Source organism: Haemophilus parainfluenzae (assembly GCF_036288925.1).
Classification (GTDB): domain Bacteria; phylum Pseudomonadota; class Gammaproteobacteria; order Enterobacterales; family Pasteurellaceae; genus Haemophilus_D.
Window position 1 is genome coordinate 1,928,928 of record NZ_CP127167.1, and the last position, 15,571, is coordinate 1,944,498.

A 15,571-nucleotide genomic window follows, 5' to 3' on the forward strand; every position below is an offset into this window, starting at 1 on the left:
GAAATCAGATGCCCCTATCATTAATTCTGTTCAGACAATGCCGCCAACTGATCCGCTTGATATTCGGTAATAATCGGCTGAATCAGTTCATCAATTTTACCATTCATCACTTCATCCAAACGGTAAATTGTGAGATTGATACGGTGATCTGTTACACGACCTTGTGGGTAGTTATAAGTACGAATTTTATCGGAACGATCGCCTGAACCTAATAAGTTACGGCGAGTATCGGCTTGCTCTGCAGCTTGGCGTTCTTGCTCTGCTTGAACAATACGTGATGCTAATACCGACATTGCTTTCGCTTTATTTTTGTGCTGTGAACGCTCATCCTGACATTCCACCACAATACCTGTTGGAATGTGAGTAATACGTACGGCAGAGTCTGTTGTATTAACGTGCTGACCACCTGCACCAGATGAACGGTAGGTATCAATACGTAAATCTGCTGGATTGATTTCCGGCATTTCAGATTCAGGTAATTCAGGCATAACCGCAACAGTACAAGCTGAAGTATGAATACGCCCTTGCGATTCAGTTTTTGGTACACGTTGTACACGGTGGCCGCCTGATTCAAATTTTAACTGACCATACACGCCATCACCGCTTACTTTCACGATCACTTCTTTATAACCGCCCTGCTCGCTTTCATTTGCGCTGAGCATTTCAACACGCCAGCGTTTACTTTCAGCATAACGGCTGTACATACGGAATAAATCGCCGGCAAAGATGCCCGCTTCATCACCGCCTGTTCCCGCACGAATTTCTAAATAACAGTTATATTCATCATTTGGATCTTTCGGTAATAAAAGAATTTGAAGTTGTTGCTCCACTTCTTCAATTTCGGCTTTGGATTCTTCAATTTCCATTTCGGCCATTTCTTTCATTTCAGGATCATCTAACATCAATTCTGCTTCAGCAATGTTAGAATTAAGCTGATTCCAACGATTAAAACATTTCACCACATCTTCAAGTTGTGAATATTCTTTAGAATACGCACGGAATTTATCCTGATCCGAAATCACCGACGCATCGCCTAGCAATGCCTCTAATTCTTCATAACGTTCTTTTAAACTTTCAAGTTTTGCAATAATAGAATCTTTCATATTTTTATAAAGTTAAAGCCAAAAATAAAATCGGCCTATTTTAGCCGATTTTAAGGAAAATTGACAGACGCAAAATCTGCCTAAAAATGACCGCACTTTAGATACGAGTCACATTAAATTTCGCTAAATCAATTCGATCTTCTGTGCCATAAAATTGAGCCAGCGCATGACGCAAGGTTTCGGCTCGTTTTGGTAAGCCTTTTTTTGCATAGGTTTTCACTTGTTCATACACCGCTTGCTTAAATGGTTGCGTATCTCCCGGATTGCCATTCAAATTATCCGCACTGGCAAAATAACGAAATCCCGCCGCAGTGGCTAAAATCCATTCCAATGCTTGAGGCTTCACTTCAACCTTTTCAAAATCACGCTGACGATCTTCTGAACGGCCATCCGGCTCATACCAATAGCCAAAATCTTCTAATTTACGGCGTTCTTTCCCCGCCACTAACCAATGGGCAATTTCATGTAATGCACTGCTGTAAAAGCCTCTCGCAAAGTAAATGGCGTTATAAGGCACCTCATCATTTGCAGGAATGTAAATTGGCTCATCCCCACCTTTAACCAATCGCGTATTATATTCTTCTTCAAAACATTGATTAAAAATCGCAATGATATCCTCAAGTTTGTGTTCCATGCTTTCTCCAAATATTTTTATCAATAAAGCCTCTTAAAATGTTTGAGAATTATCTCATTTTTAATGTTTTTCACAAAATCTTGGTTAAATAAAAAACGTCTGAAATTAACGTTTCAGATTTTTAGGTGTTTTTAAACCTATCTTTAAGCCCCATCTATTTAATATCCCCCTTGAGCGCATGCCCGAAATACCGTTTGTATTCACGGCTGAATTGGCTAGGTGATTCGTAGCCGACTTGGTAAGCGGTTTCGGTAATACCTCGTCCTTCTTGTGCGATCAATCGTCTGGCTTCCATCAAACGTAATGATTTTTGATATTGTAGCGGTGAAAGGCTGGTTATCTTCTTGAAATAACTATGAAATCCAGATAATGACATGCCACTTAGATTTGCCAAGGTTTCCACAGTGATGGTTTCACTAAAATGTTGTTGCAGATAATGGGTGGCTTGGGCGATTTTTTTGGTGTGAGACCCATTGCTTACCATGGCTTTAAATTTGCCACCTTGTTCGCCTGTAAGGAGTCGATAATATATTTCTTGTTGGATAAGCGGTGCAAGAAACCCAATACCTTTTGGATTTTCGTGCAAGAATAATAAGCGTTCAACAGCATTTTTGAGAGATTCATCCAAATGCCATTGTGCAAAACCTTCGTCGCCCGGTTGAAGAGCATCTGCAAGGTTTGGATTTGCTAATAAAATCTTGCTAACGCTCTCAATATCAATTTTCATCGACATCACTAAAAACGGCTTTTTCGGCTCGGCATATTTAATTTCGCCGCGCATCGGCACATTGACAGGGCAGAACATAAAGTGTTGATTGTCAAAACGGTAGCATTGTTCGCCTAGTTGTATTTCACGTTCCCCACTTAACACGATGCAAATGCTCGGTTCTTGAATAATACCCTCGTAGCAAAACGGCTGATCGGCATGGCGAATCACCAAGCCTTTAATTGGAGATGAATAGGTTTCGTTATGTGGAATAACTTTTAATAAGCGTTCTATCGTTTCAGTTGAGAACATAGTTTTGTAGGAATAGGCAAGTAATTTGGATAAATCATATAACACTTCATATTGCCGTTCAATATAATGAACTCACTTTCAACGGCAGTACGCCAAAACATTTAACCAATATTGAATTGAGGACAATATCATGAAAATTTTCTACAAAACATCAGCAACAGCAACCCGCGGACGTGATGGTCGTACCCAAGTGGACGATGGTTCAATCGGCTTTGATTTGGTTTCATTTCAAAATGACGGCACCGGAGCTGATGAAAAACACCAACGCGCCGAGTATGGCAAGCACCGCCGCACCGACGAAAAACGGCCGCATGGGGTGGGTGAAAAACTTATTCATGGTTTGGCTTAATTCTGCATGAAGATGCTTTCGGATATGGATTTATTGGGCGGACAGGGTTGTATCTTGTATTGAAGAAGCAAGCCGAAGGTTTGTCAGATACTCAAATGCCCGTATCATTCATATTATTGATATTATTGTTTGAATTGTATTATTTTCAATAATAATAAATAACCCTAAACCAATATAAATAACAGCCATTATCCAACGACTAAACTTCTCTACAATTTCACCAACACCTGAAATATTAGCCAATCTTTGTGCTGTATATACTAAAACAAAAATCAATATTAAAAATACAAGAAGAGTAACTAATAAGTCGACAAGATCTAAAGTCACAAAGTAAGGAACAAAAAGTCCAATATTATCTGCACCACAACTAGCAACTGTAACCAAAGCAACAATACCGACTAATTTTGACAACCCTTTTTCATCCAATTCTTTTTTAGCTCTTTTTTCGCCCTCACAATCGTCGTAAATAGCAACTTTAATACCTAAGTAAATCGGTATTAAACCTAATAAACCCAACACCCATTTTTCCGGAACATAATTCAAAACAAAAGCTAGAAATAAACTAACTAATATTAAAATTACAGAACCTAAATATTGTCCGATATAAATATCTCGATATTCTTTTCTAGTATTTGCTCTAGCAAAAAATATTAATAGTATTACCAACAAATCTACTGCTGTAGCAATATATAAAACAGCAGCAGTAATCACAGTCGAAAACATAAAGCACCTCATAATGAATCCCCTGCCCCCTTGGCACCACGGCTTCTTCAAAAGCCCAATCGCGTTCGGACAGCGGCGTAGGCAGGGTAATCACGTTTTGCACGTTCATGCCCTTAGTGGAAAGCAGCATGATTTCATGGCTCAGGCGTGCGGCTTCGAAGCGGTCGTGCGTTACCAGCATACACGCCATGCCCTGCCGCTCGATTTTTCCACCAGCATGGCGACCAAAATATCGCGCAAATCGCGGTCCAAACCGACGAACGGCTCGTCCAGCAAGGCAAGGTCGCAGCCGCACAGCAGCAGGCGCAAAAATGCTACCCGTTTCGCCATGCCGCCGGACAATTCGGTCGGATATTTGTTCAAATCGCCCGCAGTCAGCCCGACTTTCGCCGCCAGCGCGATGATTTCGCCTTCATCGGGTTTGTCCATAAAAATAGCGATATTCTGCATCGCGGTCAAGTTTTCCAGCAGGCGGTTTTCCTGAAACAGAAAACCCGTTTTGCGGAAAGTATTGCGTATCGTGCCCGATTTCGGCGTTTCCAAGCCCGCAATCAAACGCAAAACCGTCGTATTGCCACAGCCGCTCGGCCCGAACAAAGCTTTCACTTCGCCATGTTGCAGGTTCAAACTGAAATCGTGCACGATGGGGTCACGGAGAATTTCAAAACGCACGTTTTCAAGACAGAGCATCACCTTCTCCACGGCATAAACAAAATTTCCAAAGGCTTGGTAATCAGGTATTCAAACAGTGACACAAACACGATAACCAACACCACATAAGCCATCACCGTCGAAGTCCCCCTGATAGCGCAAGCGTCCTCGCTTGTGCCATTACAATCTATTGTGGTTTCGGAGTTAGCAAAATCCCGAGGCAAGCTCACGAATAAAGTTTACCGGAAAAGTGATATTTGGCGATAAAGTGATTACCTGTTTAAGTTCTTCAATTTTCTTCTAATGACAAAAAAGTGCGGTTATAAAATCAAAAGGATTCTGAACGTTGGCTTTGCCAACGGCTCCCCAGATAGCCCCTCCTTCTGACGCGTAGTTTTATCTATCTAAAAAATAAGCAAATTGAAGTTATTCATGAAAATAGTAAAAATCTGAATCAAACGAAATTGATTTTCAGGCACGCGTTAGGAAACGCGCGCTATCGTGGGGTCCAGGTTTTGGGGTGCAGATCAAAGTGCTGTCAATCTTAAGTGAATTTTATATTAATTTTGATATTCCATAATTCACTAAAAATCCACCAACCACTAGCCATAAATAAATTAGTATTCCTAAAATCAGAGGTTTTAATCCTGCTTTCTTGATTGCGCTTGCTTGTGTAGTTAAGCCGAGCGCAGCCATCGCTGAAATTAATAAGAAAGAATCGATTTCAACTAATAAGTTTACAAGTTCTTTTGGTAATAAATCAAAAGAATTAAAAATCGCAACACCAATAAAAAGTACAGCAAACCAAGGAATTGTAATTTTGTGTGATGTATTTTCTGATACTCCATTACTACGTGTTAATAACCAAGAAAGCATTAATAAAAATGGGGCGAGCATCATCACTCGGATCATTTTGGAAATGACGGCAGTATTTGCCACGATAGGATCAATATTTTCCCCAATCGCATAAACTTGAGCCACCTCATGCACGCTAGAGCCAACATAAATACCGAATTGATGAGCATTAATTAAATGTTGTGACCAAGTGTAGAAAAAGGGGTAAGTAAAAATAGCAAGCGTCCCGAAAATGACCACTACGGCAATCGCTACTGAAACTTTATGAGATTCTGCTTTGGTAACAGGCTCTGCCGCCATAACCGCTGCCGCACCACAAATACTACATCCAGCCCCAGTGAGATAAACTAATTGTTTATCCATTTTTAGATAACGAATGCCTAAAAGTGCGGTAAAAAAGAAGGTTGAAATTAGCATAATCGCATCAGTGACAACAGCATTTAATCCTACATCGGCAATATCGCCAAAAGTGAGGCGGAAACCATACAACACAATGCCTGTGCGAAGAAGCGTGCCTTTCGCAAATAACACACCTTTTTCCACTTGTGTTGAAAATTGCGGATAAATGGTATTGCCGATTGCCATTCCCAGCAAGATGGCAATAATTAAAGCACTGATATGATAATGATGGGAAAAATCAGTGTTTCCTAAATAGTTAGCAAGTATAGCGATAATCGCAATAAATATAAGTCCGAAATAAAAGGGACGAGTGTTCATTTTTCCTTTCCTTAGTGAGTCAAGCGGTTTCATCTAAAATTTTGCCAAAATAGCTTTCGACTAAGCGACGAGTAACATCAGTTTGTGGATTAAATGAAAAACCTGAAGCGTGGGTGCAATAAGTTAAGCCATTTTCAGTTAAAAATGTTGGAATACTTGGCGCAGCCTGTAATTCTACACTTTAGCTTATGCAGAGCAGAAAATATAAAAATCTCAGATTTAGACGTAACATAACAAATGCATTGTAATAAATTATGTGCCAAATTGTAAGGCATATTAGTAAAAATGGCTAGGATATTGAATGTTTAATAGGGTTCAAAAGGAAATCAATCAAATTATTAATCGTGGTTTTGACCGCACTTTGATCTGCCCCCAAAAGTTAGACAGGTTAGTTAACTTAAATATTGAGCTCGGTATTGCACCGGGCTCAACCCTTTGAAAGCAAGTTTAATTCGTTTTTGGTTGTAATACACTAAATATTCTTCAATTTCAGCCTGTAATTCAGCAATTGAATGATAAGTCCGAGAGTAAAAGCACTCTGATTTTAGTATCGCAAAAAAACTTTCAATCACCGCATTATCGTAGCAATTTCCTCGGCGACTCATACTTTGCACCGCTTTACCCTCCAACATCTTTACCCATTCCGCCGTGCCATACAATACACCTTGGTCGCTGTGAATAATCGGGCATTCTGTCGGTTTAAGAATTGTAGCGTGCAACTTGTTGCACGAAATCGTGAATGCCCGAAAGGGTTAAATAACGTTCCGTGCGTGATTCGGTCGTGCATCAAGATGCACGCTACGAGGGGTAAATAATCCTCCTATATGTTGAATTTTGGTTGTCAGCCTTGTTCATTATATAGCGAGGATTTTTTTCTGTTCATCGCTTAAGCTATTTGTCTCCATACGCATAGCGTATGGTTTTTATAGCCTGACTTTGCCTGGCTATAATCAAAAGCCGTCTGAAAATTCAGACGGCTTTTATATAACGAAGTGCGGTTAAATTTTTAGGTGTTTTTTGTGAATTATCCTAAGAACTCAACCACTTGTTTTTAAAACTTCACTGTTTCACCATCTTCTGGAATTGCTACATTTTCAAGCTTATTTGCTTGGACAAATTGGCGTAAATCCTTACGGTAAACAGACATATGATTTACTGCATCCATGTGCACCGTGATAAGTTTTGTATTTGGTAGCATGTTACGAGCATGAGCAACATCTTGTAACCCCATAATAATGCCATCATTCGGAAAAGCTAAGGTACGCGCATCACCTGTGTTCATAATCATTACATCAGGTTTATAACGATTAATGGCTTTGTTTACTTCGGCAGTCCAAACTGTGTCACCAACCAAATAAACCGTTGGATGGTCTTTCGCTTGGAATGTTACGCCCATCGCCTCATCTAAAATCTCGGCTAATTGTGGTACAGCGTACATTTCCGTTGTGCCGTGAGAACCGCCGGTTTTATTTAAAATAATACCTTCGAACTCCACCGGTTTTTCTAGCGATAAACTGGTTATGTTAGTAAAACCTTGCGCTTTGAGTAAGTCGCCATCCCGTTCATGTTGCACAAAAATTTTGATGGATTTAGGTAAAATTTTTTGTGCAACCTTATCCCAATGATCTTCATGTGTATGAGTTAAAATAATGGCATCAACATCTTTAAAAGTATCTTCTGCTTTCATTGGCAATTCCACAAGTGGATTACGCAAATGGCTATTTAATGTTCCTTCAAAGCCTGCATAACGTCCTTTTTCAGCAAGCATCGGGTCAATTAAAAAAGTTTTCCCTGCGTAGTTCAGGCGACCAGTAGCATTGCGGATATGTTGGTAGCTATCAGTGTTTTTAGAGGCAAGATCTACGGCGAAAGTATTTGCGCTAATAGCCAATGCTGTAGTGCTAATTAAGGTTTTTAAGTTCATTGTTTTTCCTTTTCTATACGTTATTGAATGAATAAACATATTATAGTGAGAACAAGATTGCGTAAAAATGGATAAAAAATCAATAAACGTAATAATCGGGTCATTTCTGTGTTATGCTCATATCAAAGTAGGAGAATAAAATGAATACACCCACAGTTGCTTTGATTGTGTATGAACAAATGATGCCCATTCATTTTGCGATGGCATATTCCGTTTTTTCTATGTCGGATTTAAACGGCAAGCCGTTATTTGACTGTAAAATCGTTAGCGATTCGGACAACCTGACAAACTCGCTATTTCACATACATTTAGATGGAGGTTTAGAATGGTTGGATAATGCCGATATTGTTGTGATGACTGGATGGCATGATACTCAAGTGATGCCGAGTGAGACTTTATTAACAGCGTTACGGCAAGCGTATCAACGTGGTGCGACAGTAGTGGGTTTATGTTATGGTGCCTATGTGTTGGCGTGCAGTGGCCTACTTAACGGCAAAAAAGCAACCACGCATTGGCTAGGAGATAGTGATTTTACTAATCGTTTTCCGCAGGTGAAATGGGATTTAAATCCCATTTATTTGGAACAAGATCGACTGATTACCTCAGCAGGAACAGCCGCTTCCATGGATTGTTGCCTTTCTATTGTCCGTAAATTATATGGTGTAAAAATTGCCAATCATATTGCCCGAATACTGGTTATCCCCCCTCATCGTGAAGGCGGACAAGCACAATTTATCGAACGTCCTATTTCTCGTTCCACACCTAATCATAATATCAATGCGTTGCTTGCTTATTTAAATGAAAATCTGACCGCACTTCATTCGACTGATAGTCTTGCAGAACGTTTGTCAATGAGCCGTAGCACTTTCACCCGACATTTCCGTAAAGCAACCGGAATGTCATTAAATCAATGGTTAATTGAAGCAAGACTACAGCGAGCAAGAGAGCTTTTGGAAAGCACAGATTTATCTATTACTGATATTGCAGAACAAAGTGGGTTTCATAGCGATACCGCCTTGCGTCAGCACTTCTTGAAAAAGCATAAGATTTCACCAAATCACTGGCGTAAGCAGTTTCAAATTGAGGATATTTAGATCTTTTTATTTTAAAGTGCGGTCAGATTTTTGGATGTTTTTACAAATTCAATTCAAAATTAGACCGCTTGTTTGATCTAAACTCAGTCTATTTCTCTTCCCTCTCCCCGTTAGGAAATTTGATTAGATAAAAATAAAAAAGGTGAGCCAAAATGCTCACCTTCTAAACTCATATTTTGTAATTATCCGAACACTTTTTCCAAATGTGCTTGGTAGTCTGCTAAGTATTGTTCTACTTGTGGGTTTTTAATCACATCGTTACATAAGAATGTTGGCAGACGGGTCAAGCCGATGAATTCGTTGAGTTTGTGGAAGTGCATGTATAACGCATCCACGCCTTTGCCTTCGAAGAAATCGCCTTCGCGGGTAAAGGCTTCAATCGGGGCATTCCACGTAAGCGAAAGCATGTGTTTTTTGCCTTGCAACAAGCCACCTGTGCCGTAGCCTTCTGTCGGATTGACACGATGACGGCCGTCACTGTGGTAAAGCTTGCCGTGTCCAGCGGTTAATACTTCGTCTATGTATTTTTTCACTGTCCAAGGTTCGTGCATCCACCAGCCCGGCATTTGCCAAATCACGGCATCCATCCACAAGAATTTTTCGATTTCTGCTTCAACATCATAGCCGGCATCAATCACGGTTTCTTTTACATTGTGTCCAAGTGCGGTCAAAATTTCTTTCGCTTTTTTGTGAAGTGTGTGATTTAACTCACCATGTGAATGTCCGAAATCTTTACCACCGTCTAGTAATAAAATATTCATTTTTTCTCCTTTAGCTAATAATTTACCGATTACTAAGCACTTTAGTAATGCAACAATTTAACCAATCAATAAGCTCCAACTATTAAACATACTACTCAAATTCGAGAGTTTGATAGAAGTTAAAAGCGCAATAAAAAAGCCTTGAAGTCATTATTTTCAAGGCTTTAAAGTCTTTCATAGGACTTGATAGGTTTATTTTGTGGTGGGCTGGCGTTATCTGAATTGTTGTTTGTAAGCCTTGTTATTGCTAGATCTGTGCAATTTGGTTTTTACTCCGTATAACTAAACGTATAACTAAAATCTAAAGTGCCTATAAAAATGGCGGTAATAGGGAGGTTTCTTAACGCTATAAAAAAGAGGTTTTCGGGAATTATAAAAAAGCGATTTAAGCAGAAGATGATGATGGTTAGAAATGCGAAAAATTGGCAATCTCCGCGCGCCCGTTACCCCGTGGAAAAGGGTATCCCTTCAGGAGTACCTTTTATTCAATGGGGAATAAGTCCGTTTTTAGTCGCCGTTATCTGTCATCATAAAATCTTAATTTTGCGGTTGTAAAAATTGAGTTGAATGTACGGTTTTGACAGGTAAGCCCATAGCGATTTTACCCCTCGCGCGCGCGTACTGGTCGCAAAACTCAATAAAAAAACGCCTAAAAGTAGGCGTTCTATCATTAATAGCGTTGATGATTGATTATTATATCCCAGCGATAAGCTCAAAGGTTTGCGGTGCTTTATCCACCATACGCAACAATAAAGAGGCGTGTGCGCTAGGTTTGGTTTTACCTTGCTCCCAGCCTTGATAGGTTCTTACACTGGTTCGTAACTTCTGCGCAAAGACAGCTTGAGAAAGGTTTAATTTCTCTCTAATTGCTTTCACTTCCTCTGCCGTAATGCTTGCGGGTTCGATTCGTTCGCGCGTTTCTGTGCGGAGTGTGATTTTACCTTGTAAATGTTGCTCAAGAGCTTGCGCGCCTTCCATTAAATCATCAAATAAACGGCTCATTCTTTCCCCCTTGCCATTGCTTTCAAATTCTCTAATACAACTTTAAATGCGCGTTTCTCGCTTTCGTTTAAGTCTGCTTTTTCACCTTTTCCGTAAGCACTAAAAAGCCATATTTGCGCACCGTCTAAAAAGTAGTAATAAATCACCCTTGCGCCACCACGTTTGCCTTTATTTCTCTCACTATCGGCAATTCTAATCTTTCTCAATCCGCCTGTATTTTGTATCACATCGCCTTTTTCGGGGTTTTCTAATAGCTCATTCTGAAAAGTCCGATATTCATCATCAGATAAATGTGCTTTTCTATAACGCTCAAAGGGCGGTAATTCAATAAACGATAGTTTCACGATAAATAGGCTAAATATTATTTGCTGCTCATTATACGCTTTAAGGGTATGAAGTAAATATTTTATTGCTCATTTCCTCGCGCGCGTGCGCGTACTGATGACAAAACTCAATAAAAAAGGCTCAATGTACTGCATCAAGCCTTTATTTATCCTTGATTAATTATTCTATTTTTTTAAGCGTGCTAATAAGTCGCTAGGCGTAATGTAGCCTATCTGATTCCCATTTTTTAATTGCCCAAATAGATTTAAATCAGCAAGGCGTTTCAAATCTTTTCGTGCGGTGTTTTCGGTTATGTCATACTCTCTACTTATTTCCTTAGCTGTAAAAATAGCCCCCGTTTCTTTTGATGCTTTTTGTAGTAGCTGCACTTGTCTATCATTTAGTTTAGGTGTAACGCTTGTTGTAAATTGTGCAATAGCAGCACTAAAGGCTTTGAAATTGTTTTGTTTATCACTGATATATTTTTCTAAATCGGTAATTGCTCTTTGAATAATTTCCGCTTGATAGTAAAGAAAATAAGTTAAATCTAAATCGTCAGTTTCTGTGTACAGATATGCGCGCGCATACTTAGCTGGTGCTTCTTTCAGTAACCGACTGATAGAAATATATTCAAACAACCAGTAGCCATTTTTTAGCATAAACCAATAAAACAAGGCACGTGCGGTTCTGCCGTTACCATCTCCGAAAGGGTGGATAAATCCAACAAGAAAATGAAGTATCATTGCTTTAATTACGGGATGAATAAATTCTGCATCTATGCCGTTGTGATTGGTGTTAGCAAAATCACAAAGGGATTGCATTAAATTGGGTAAATCTGTTGATTTAGGCGGTTGATAAATGATATTTCCGTCATAATCTGCAATAAAGATTTCATCATCCCCCCTTAATTCGCCCGCTATTGCATTATTTTCTATTGCTTGTAGTGTTGCTGTCCTGTGAAGCTTTAAAATCATTTCCATTGAAAGCGGGGTGTTTTTTAATGCGATCGCTTGTTTCATTAAGTGGTAGTTATTGGCAATCATCATTTCATCTTTATTGCTTGGTTTCCGCGCTTTCTCTAGCATTTCTTTAGCTACTTTACGCGTAGTTACCGCCCCCTCAAGTTGTGCGGACGTTATCGCCTCTTCCATAATGAGTGATTTTAACAAGAATCTATTCTGCTCGCTTTGGCTTAACCCCGTAAGATTATTTACGCCAATATTTCCACCTGAGGTTTTATCAATGAAGTGTAACAAGGCTTGCAAAGTCGTAGGGACAGCATAAGAAAAATCATACTGCCCAATAGAAAAATGATTCAGTAATGCACCGCGACTTAATTTTGTAGCTAGCCACGCAAAATCGGTGTTTTTTGTATAAATGCGCTTAAATTTATCCCAATGTAAATAACGTCCCTTTTCATCAATAGCTTTATATTGATTCATTAAAAGGATATTTTCAGGTGTAAGCTCTGTTTTTAATAGCTCTATAAGTGGTTTGGGTTTAGATACTTTCATAACTCAAGGAACGCAATTTTTAAATATTGCGTTAGTTAAGCATTTTTTTAAAAATTTGTCTATATATACCTGCAGGTATATTTCGGGATATTTTGGATTGCCCTCGCGCGCGTACTGCTGACAAAACTCAATAAAAAAGGCTCAATGCATTGCATAAAGCCTTATTCTTACCTCTACCACGTTTTAGTAAAGTTTTACCTATAGATCAACCATAGCTATCCACCACCGAAAAAATAAAAAAAGTGTATAGATAACTAAAAAACACTGGGCACGCTGGGCATTTGGGCACGCACCTTTAAAATCAATAACTTAAATGCGATTTTCGTGCCCAATGCACTGGGCACGGCTGGGCACAAATTGGGCACGGTGAAAGATTGATTATTTTTTGACTGGGCACGGAAGCCCTAAAATTGGGCACGGAAAGCCTATTTTTGGGCACGGAAAGGGGTAATTTGGGCACGCTATTTTTTATAAGTTATTGATATATTTATATTTTGTTGTTTTCGTGCCCAAAATGCCCAATATTTTTTAACTCATCTACACACGGAAAAAATTTTTTTGTTTTTTTCCGTTGGTGAAATAAAAAAAAGAGCAAATCAATTATGATCTGCTCTTTATTATTGATAGCCTGCACCTTTCAAAATAGACTTTTTATTCCATTTCTTCGCTTTCCTCGTCCTCGTTTAAGATTTCCAGTACATAACATCGGATAGTTTTTCCTCCGCTTATTGTTTTGGGTAAACGGTTGAGGTATTTACGACCTCTCTCTTTTCCCTGTATCAACATTCCCGCACCCAATAAGATTTCATTTGCCTGTTTTTCATTAAAGCCTTTAATAACATCTTGAACGTAAACTTGCGGAAATACCCAATATTTATCGCTATCTTGCTGTTCTTTGCTGTCGGCTAACTGGCGATAACCTGCCGTGTCGTTCGGTTCTTTCTGATTTGGATTGAAAGGAAAATCTAGAAATCTTGCCCCATTGCGTAAAAGCCAGCCATTCACCTGCTCAATGATTTGCTTTTCTTCTCGGGAATGTAGCCCATATTCATTTATCCATTCGTTAAATTCGTGCAGAAGTGCGGTTTTGTTTTCGCTCGTTTCCCAGCCCGTTAAATGCGTGGCCAACTGTAAAGCGGTTTCTAAAATGGCAAATCGCCCTGCCACTCGTTTTACTTGTGAGCTTGCGTCATTTGGTAGCATAGCTTGCCATTGTTCGCTTAAACGCTCATATTCAGCCGCTACCGCACTTTTATTTTCAAGTAACCATTCTATCCACGCTCTGCCCATTGTGCCGTAGTAACGCCTTGTCATTGCGTTCAAATGGTCGGCATGGGCTTTACCATTGCCAAAATGATAAAACGTGCTAGTAGGCGTGATGGGGATATTTAACAAGCGGACTAATTGCCCTGCGTTAGTTTTGATATTGTCTTGTTTTAAATAAAGCTCTAAATCTTGCTCACCCGTAGAAAATGCCAAAATCCGCCAGCGGTTTAGTTCTCTGTTTCCGCCGTCTTTTGCACCTTGTATTTTTCCCACACCATTAAATAACGCATAGGCGGTTTGCTCTACGTGCTTTTTGCTTGCCCCTTGTCCGATTTCATCAAGAGGAATAAAGCCATCATTACGCGCAGAAGCCTCGTTAATCAATCCTAGGCTTGTTCCGTTCCACGATAAACGGATTAAATCAGGCTCTCCATAAATTGAACTCGCAATATTGGCTATGGTGGTCTTTCCTGCACTGGATTTACCGAACAAATGCACACCAAAACTTTCCGCCCCAATTAAGCCAATCAACGGGGCAGATAAAGAACAAGCCACGCCTAGCATCATTGAATGATTGCCTCGTAGATATTGCCCTATTTCCCTCTGCCAGTCGCTTAACGTGCCTTTGGCTTGATAGCCTGCACTGGTGGCTGATTTGCTGTCGAAATAAATAGGGCGTTCAGGTTGCCCCAATACTTCGCCACTCGGCAGCACGTAGGCGTTAAAGTCTGATTGCCAACCCGTTTCATTCACGATTTGATAAATCGGCTTGTTCTGGGTATCTTGCAGAAAATCCGCTAAATGCGGTTTTAAGCGTTGGCTATTGGTAATTCTTAACCCGTTTTGTTTGAGTAATTGCCAGCCTGCACGCTCACCAATATCCGCCCATGGTAAAGCAATTAAAATCGGCTCGGGCTTGCCTTGTGCATGAAATGAAAGCATTGAAAAATAATCGCTCTCGGAAAGTCCAATCCCCACTACATCAACACAATCAGCCAACCATTCGCATTTATCCATCATTTCGCCCGTGTCCTTGTCTAACTTCGGCACAACCCTAAAAAGCCCCTCTACGCCGTTTTCTTTGCGTTTTTCGGTGTAGGGCTGGTGATTATCTCGGACAGGTTCACAAATTGGCTTAATTTCCCCATGATAGGTTTCACCATTGCGTAGCCGTTGAATATATCGGCTTACATCATCCAGTAATTCGCCCGCCTCATTGCAATAAATAACACTCTCTGCGCTGGTGGTCTGCACGATATTTAAATAAATTCGCTCAAGCGTTTCATTTGAGAGTGCTACGCCATTATTTGCCTGTATTAAGCGGATATACTGGGTATTTTTAGGCGCAATGCGATAGCTTTCTATCTGCTCTAAAATCTCACTATCCACCACCACACAAGGAAATAATTTCCCTTGCTCGCCGAGTGTGTTTTCTAGCTCTATTTCTACCGCACTTTTACCCATTTCATTAAAATGCTTTGCAATGGCTTGTGCTTGCGTGCCTATGCAGATAGTCACAAGACTTTGACCTGTGGGGTCTTGCTGTTTAGCGTAAGGGGCATTGATTAATTTAGCCATTTCTTGCCCCCTTGCGCTGCATCAATCCCTAATCCAATTCCCGCACATTGCTTAAATA

15 protein-coding genes and 1 pseudogene are annotated in these 15,571 nt (G+C 39.9%); 2 read left to right on the forward strand and 14 right to left on the reverse strand.

What is annotated here, in order from left to right:
- Positions 1-20: 20 nt before the first annotated feature.
- The 3 genes from prfA to QQS40_RS09725 all read right to left on the reverse strand — a co-directional run bounded on the left by prfA (position 21) and on the right by QQS40_RS09725 (position 2,755).
- Positions 21-1,103 carry a peptide chain release factor 1 gene (gene prfA, locus QQS40_RS09715; RefSeq protein ID WP_329505046.1) on the reverse strand — a complete coding sequence of 361 codons (1,083 nt, stop codon included), beginning with the start codon at positions 1,101-1,103 and terminating at the stop codon, positions 21-23.
- Positions 1,104-1,200: 97 nt separating this feature from the next.
- Positions 1,201-1,737 (reverse strand): elongation factor P hydroxylase, encoded by a 537-nt coding sequence (locus QQS40_RS09720; protein WP_329505048.1) that lies wholly within the window; start codon positions 1,735-1,737, stop codon positions 1,201-1,203.
- A gap of 154 nt (positions 1,738-1,891) precedes the next feature.
- Positions 1,892-2,755: an AraC family transcriptional regulator gene (locus tag QQS40_RS09725; protein ID WP_329505050.1), complete on the reverse strand. Its 864-nt coding sequence runs from the start codon at positions 2,753-2,755 to the stop codon at positions 1,892-1,894.
- Positions 2,756-2,885: 130 nt separating this feature from the next.
- On the opposite strand from QQS40_RS09725, the gene QQS40_RS09730 reads away from it, so the two are divergent.
- The gene (locus QQS40_RS09730) at positions 2,886-3,104 is read left to right on the forward strand and encodes a hypothetical protein (protein ID WP_329506810.1); all 219 of its coding nucleotides are present in this window, start codon (positions 2,886-2,888) and stop codon (positions 3,102-3,104) included.
- Between the two features lie 108 nt (positions 3,105-3,212).
- Here the strand turns inward: QQS40_RS09730 and QQS40_RS09735 are convergent, their stop codons facing one another.
- From QQS40_RS09735 to QQS40_RS09760, 6 genes and pseudogenes are all read right to left on the reverse strand, one after another.
- Positions 3,213-3,827, reverse strand: coding sequence for a CadD family cadmium resistance transporter (locus QQS40_RS09735; RefSeq protein ID WP_003766668.1), 615 nt, complete (start codon positions 3,825-3,827; stop codon positions 3,213-3,215).
- A gap of 171 nt (positions 3,828-3,998) precedes the next feature.
- The gene (locus QQS40_RS09740) at positions 3,999-4,517 is read right to left on the reverse strand and encodes an ATP-binding cassette domain-containing protein (RefSeq protein ID WP_329505055.1); all 519 of its coding nucleotides are present in this window, start codon (positions 4,515-4,517) and stop codon (positions 3,999-4,001) included.
- Positions 4,517-4,645, reverse strand: a pseudogene (locus QQS40_RS09745) (ABC transporter permease); the annotation flags it as partial. The pseudogene QQS40_RS09745 and the gene QQS40_RS09740, both read right to left, overlap by 1 nt.
- Positions 4,646-5,033: 388 nt before the next feature.
- Positions 5,034-6,050: a YeiH family protein gene (locus tag QQS40_RS09750; protein ID WP_065244871.1), complete on the reverse strand. Its 1,017-nt coding sequence runs from the start codon at positions 6,048-6,050 to the stop codon at positions 5,034-5,036.
- Between the two features lie 392 nt (positions 6,051-6,442).
- On the reverse strand, positions 6,443-6,769 hold the full coding sequence (locus tag QQS40_RS09755) for an IS3 family transposase (RefSeq protein ID WP_133253120.1): 327 nt from the start codon (positions 6,767-6,769) through the stop codon (positions 6,443-6,445).
- A gap of 332 nt (positions 6,770-7,101) precedes the next feature.
- A complete protein-coding gene (locus tag QQS40_RS09760) occupies positions 7,102-7,974 on the reverse strand; it encodes an MBL fold metallo-hydrolase (protein WP_289901666.1) in 873 nt (290 codons plus the stop codon).
- A 140-nt stretch (positions 7,975-8,114) separates the two neighbouring features.
- Between QQS40_RS09760 and QQS40_RS09765 the strand changes: the two genes are divergently transcribed.
- Positions 8,115-9,068: a GlxA family transcriptional regulator gene (locus QQS40_RS09765; protein WP_289901665.1), complete on the forward strand. Its 954-nt coding sequence runs from the start codon at positions 8,115-8,117 to the stop codon at positions 9,066-9,068.
- 182 nt (positions 9,069-9,250) lie between these two features.
- Here the strand turns inward: QQS40_RS09765 and QQS40_RS09770 are convergent, their stop codons facing one another.
- The 5 genes from QQS40_RS09770 to QQS40_RS09790 all read right to left on the reverse strand — a co-directional run bounded on the left by QQS40_RS09770 (position 9,251) and on the right by QQS40_RS09790 (position 15,513).
- On the reverse strand, positions 9,251-9,829 hold the full coding sequence (locus tag QQS40_RS09770) for an NAD(P)H-dependent oxidoreductase (RefSeq protein ID WP_329505060.1): 579 nt from the start codon (positions 9,827-9,829) through the stop codon (positions 9,251-9,253).
- Between the two features lie 693 nt (positions 9,830-10,522).
- Positions 10,523-10,831, reverse strand: coding sequence for a type II toxin-antitoxin system RelB family anti-toxin transcriptional regulator (gene relB, locus QQS40_RS09775; RefSeq protein WP_048953974.1), 309 nt, complete (start codon positions 10,829-10,831; stop codon positions 10,523-10,525).
- The gene (locus QQS40_RS09780; RefSeq protein WP_048953973.1) at positions 10,828-11,175 is read right to left on the reverse strand and encodes a type II toxin-antitoxin system RelE/ParE family toxin; all 348 of its coding nucleotides are present in this window, start codon (positions 11,173-11,175) and stop codon (positions 10,828-10,830) included. The genes relB and QQS40_RS09780 overlap by 4 nt, the downstream gene beginning before the upstream one ends.
- A gap of 165 nt (positions 11,176-11,340) precedes the next feature.
- Positions 11,341-12,669: a Fic family protein gene (locus QQS40_RS09785; protein ID WP_128787827.1), complete on the reverse strand. Its 1,329-nt coding sequence runs from the start codon at positions 12,667-12,669 to the stop codon at positions 11,341-11,343.
- 651 nt (positions 12,670-13,320) lie between these two features.
- A complete protein-coding gene (locus QQS40_RS09790) occupies positions 13,321-15,513 on the reverse strand; it encodes a DUF927 domain-containing protein (RefSeq protein ID WP_329505065.1) in 2,193 nt (730 codons plus the stop codon).
- Positions 15,514-15,571: the final 58 nt, after the last annotated feature.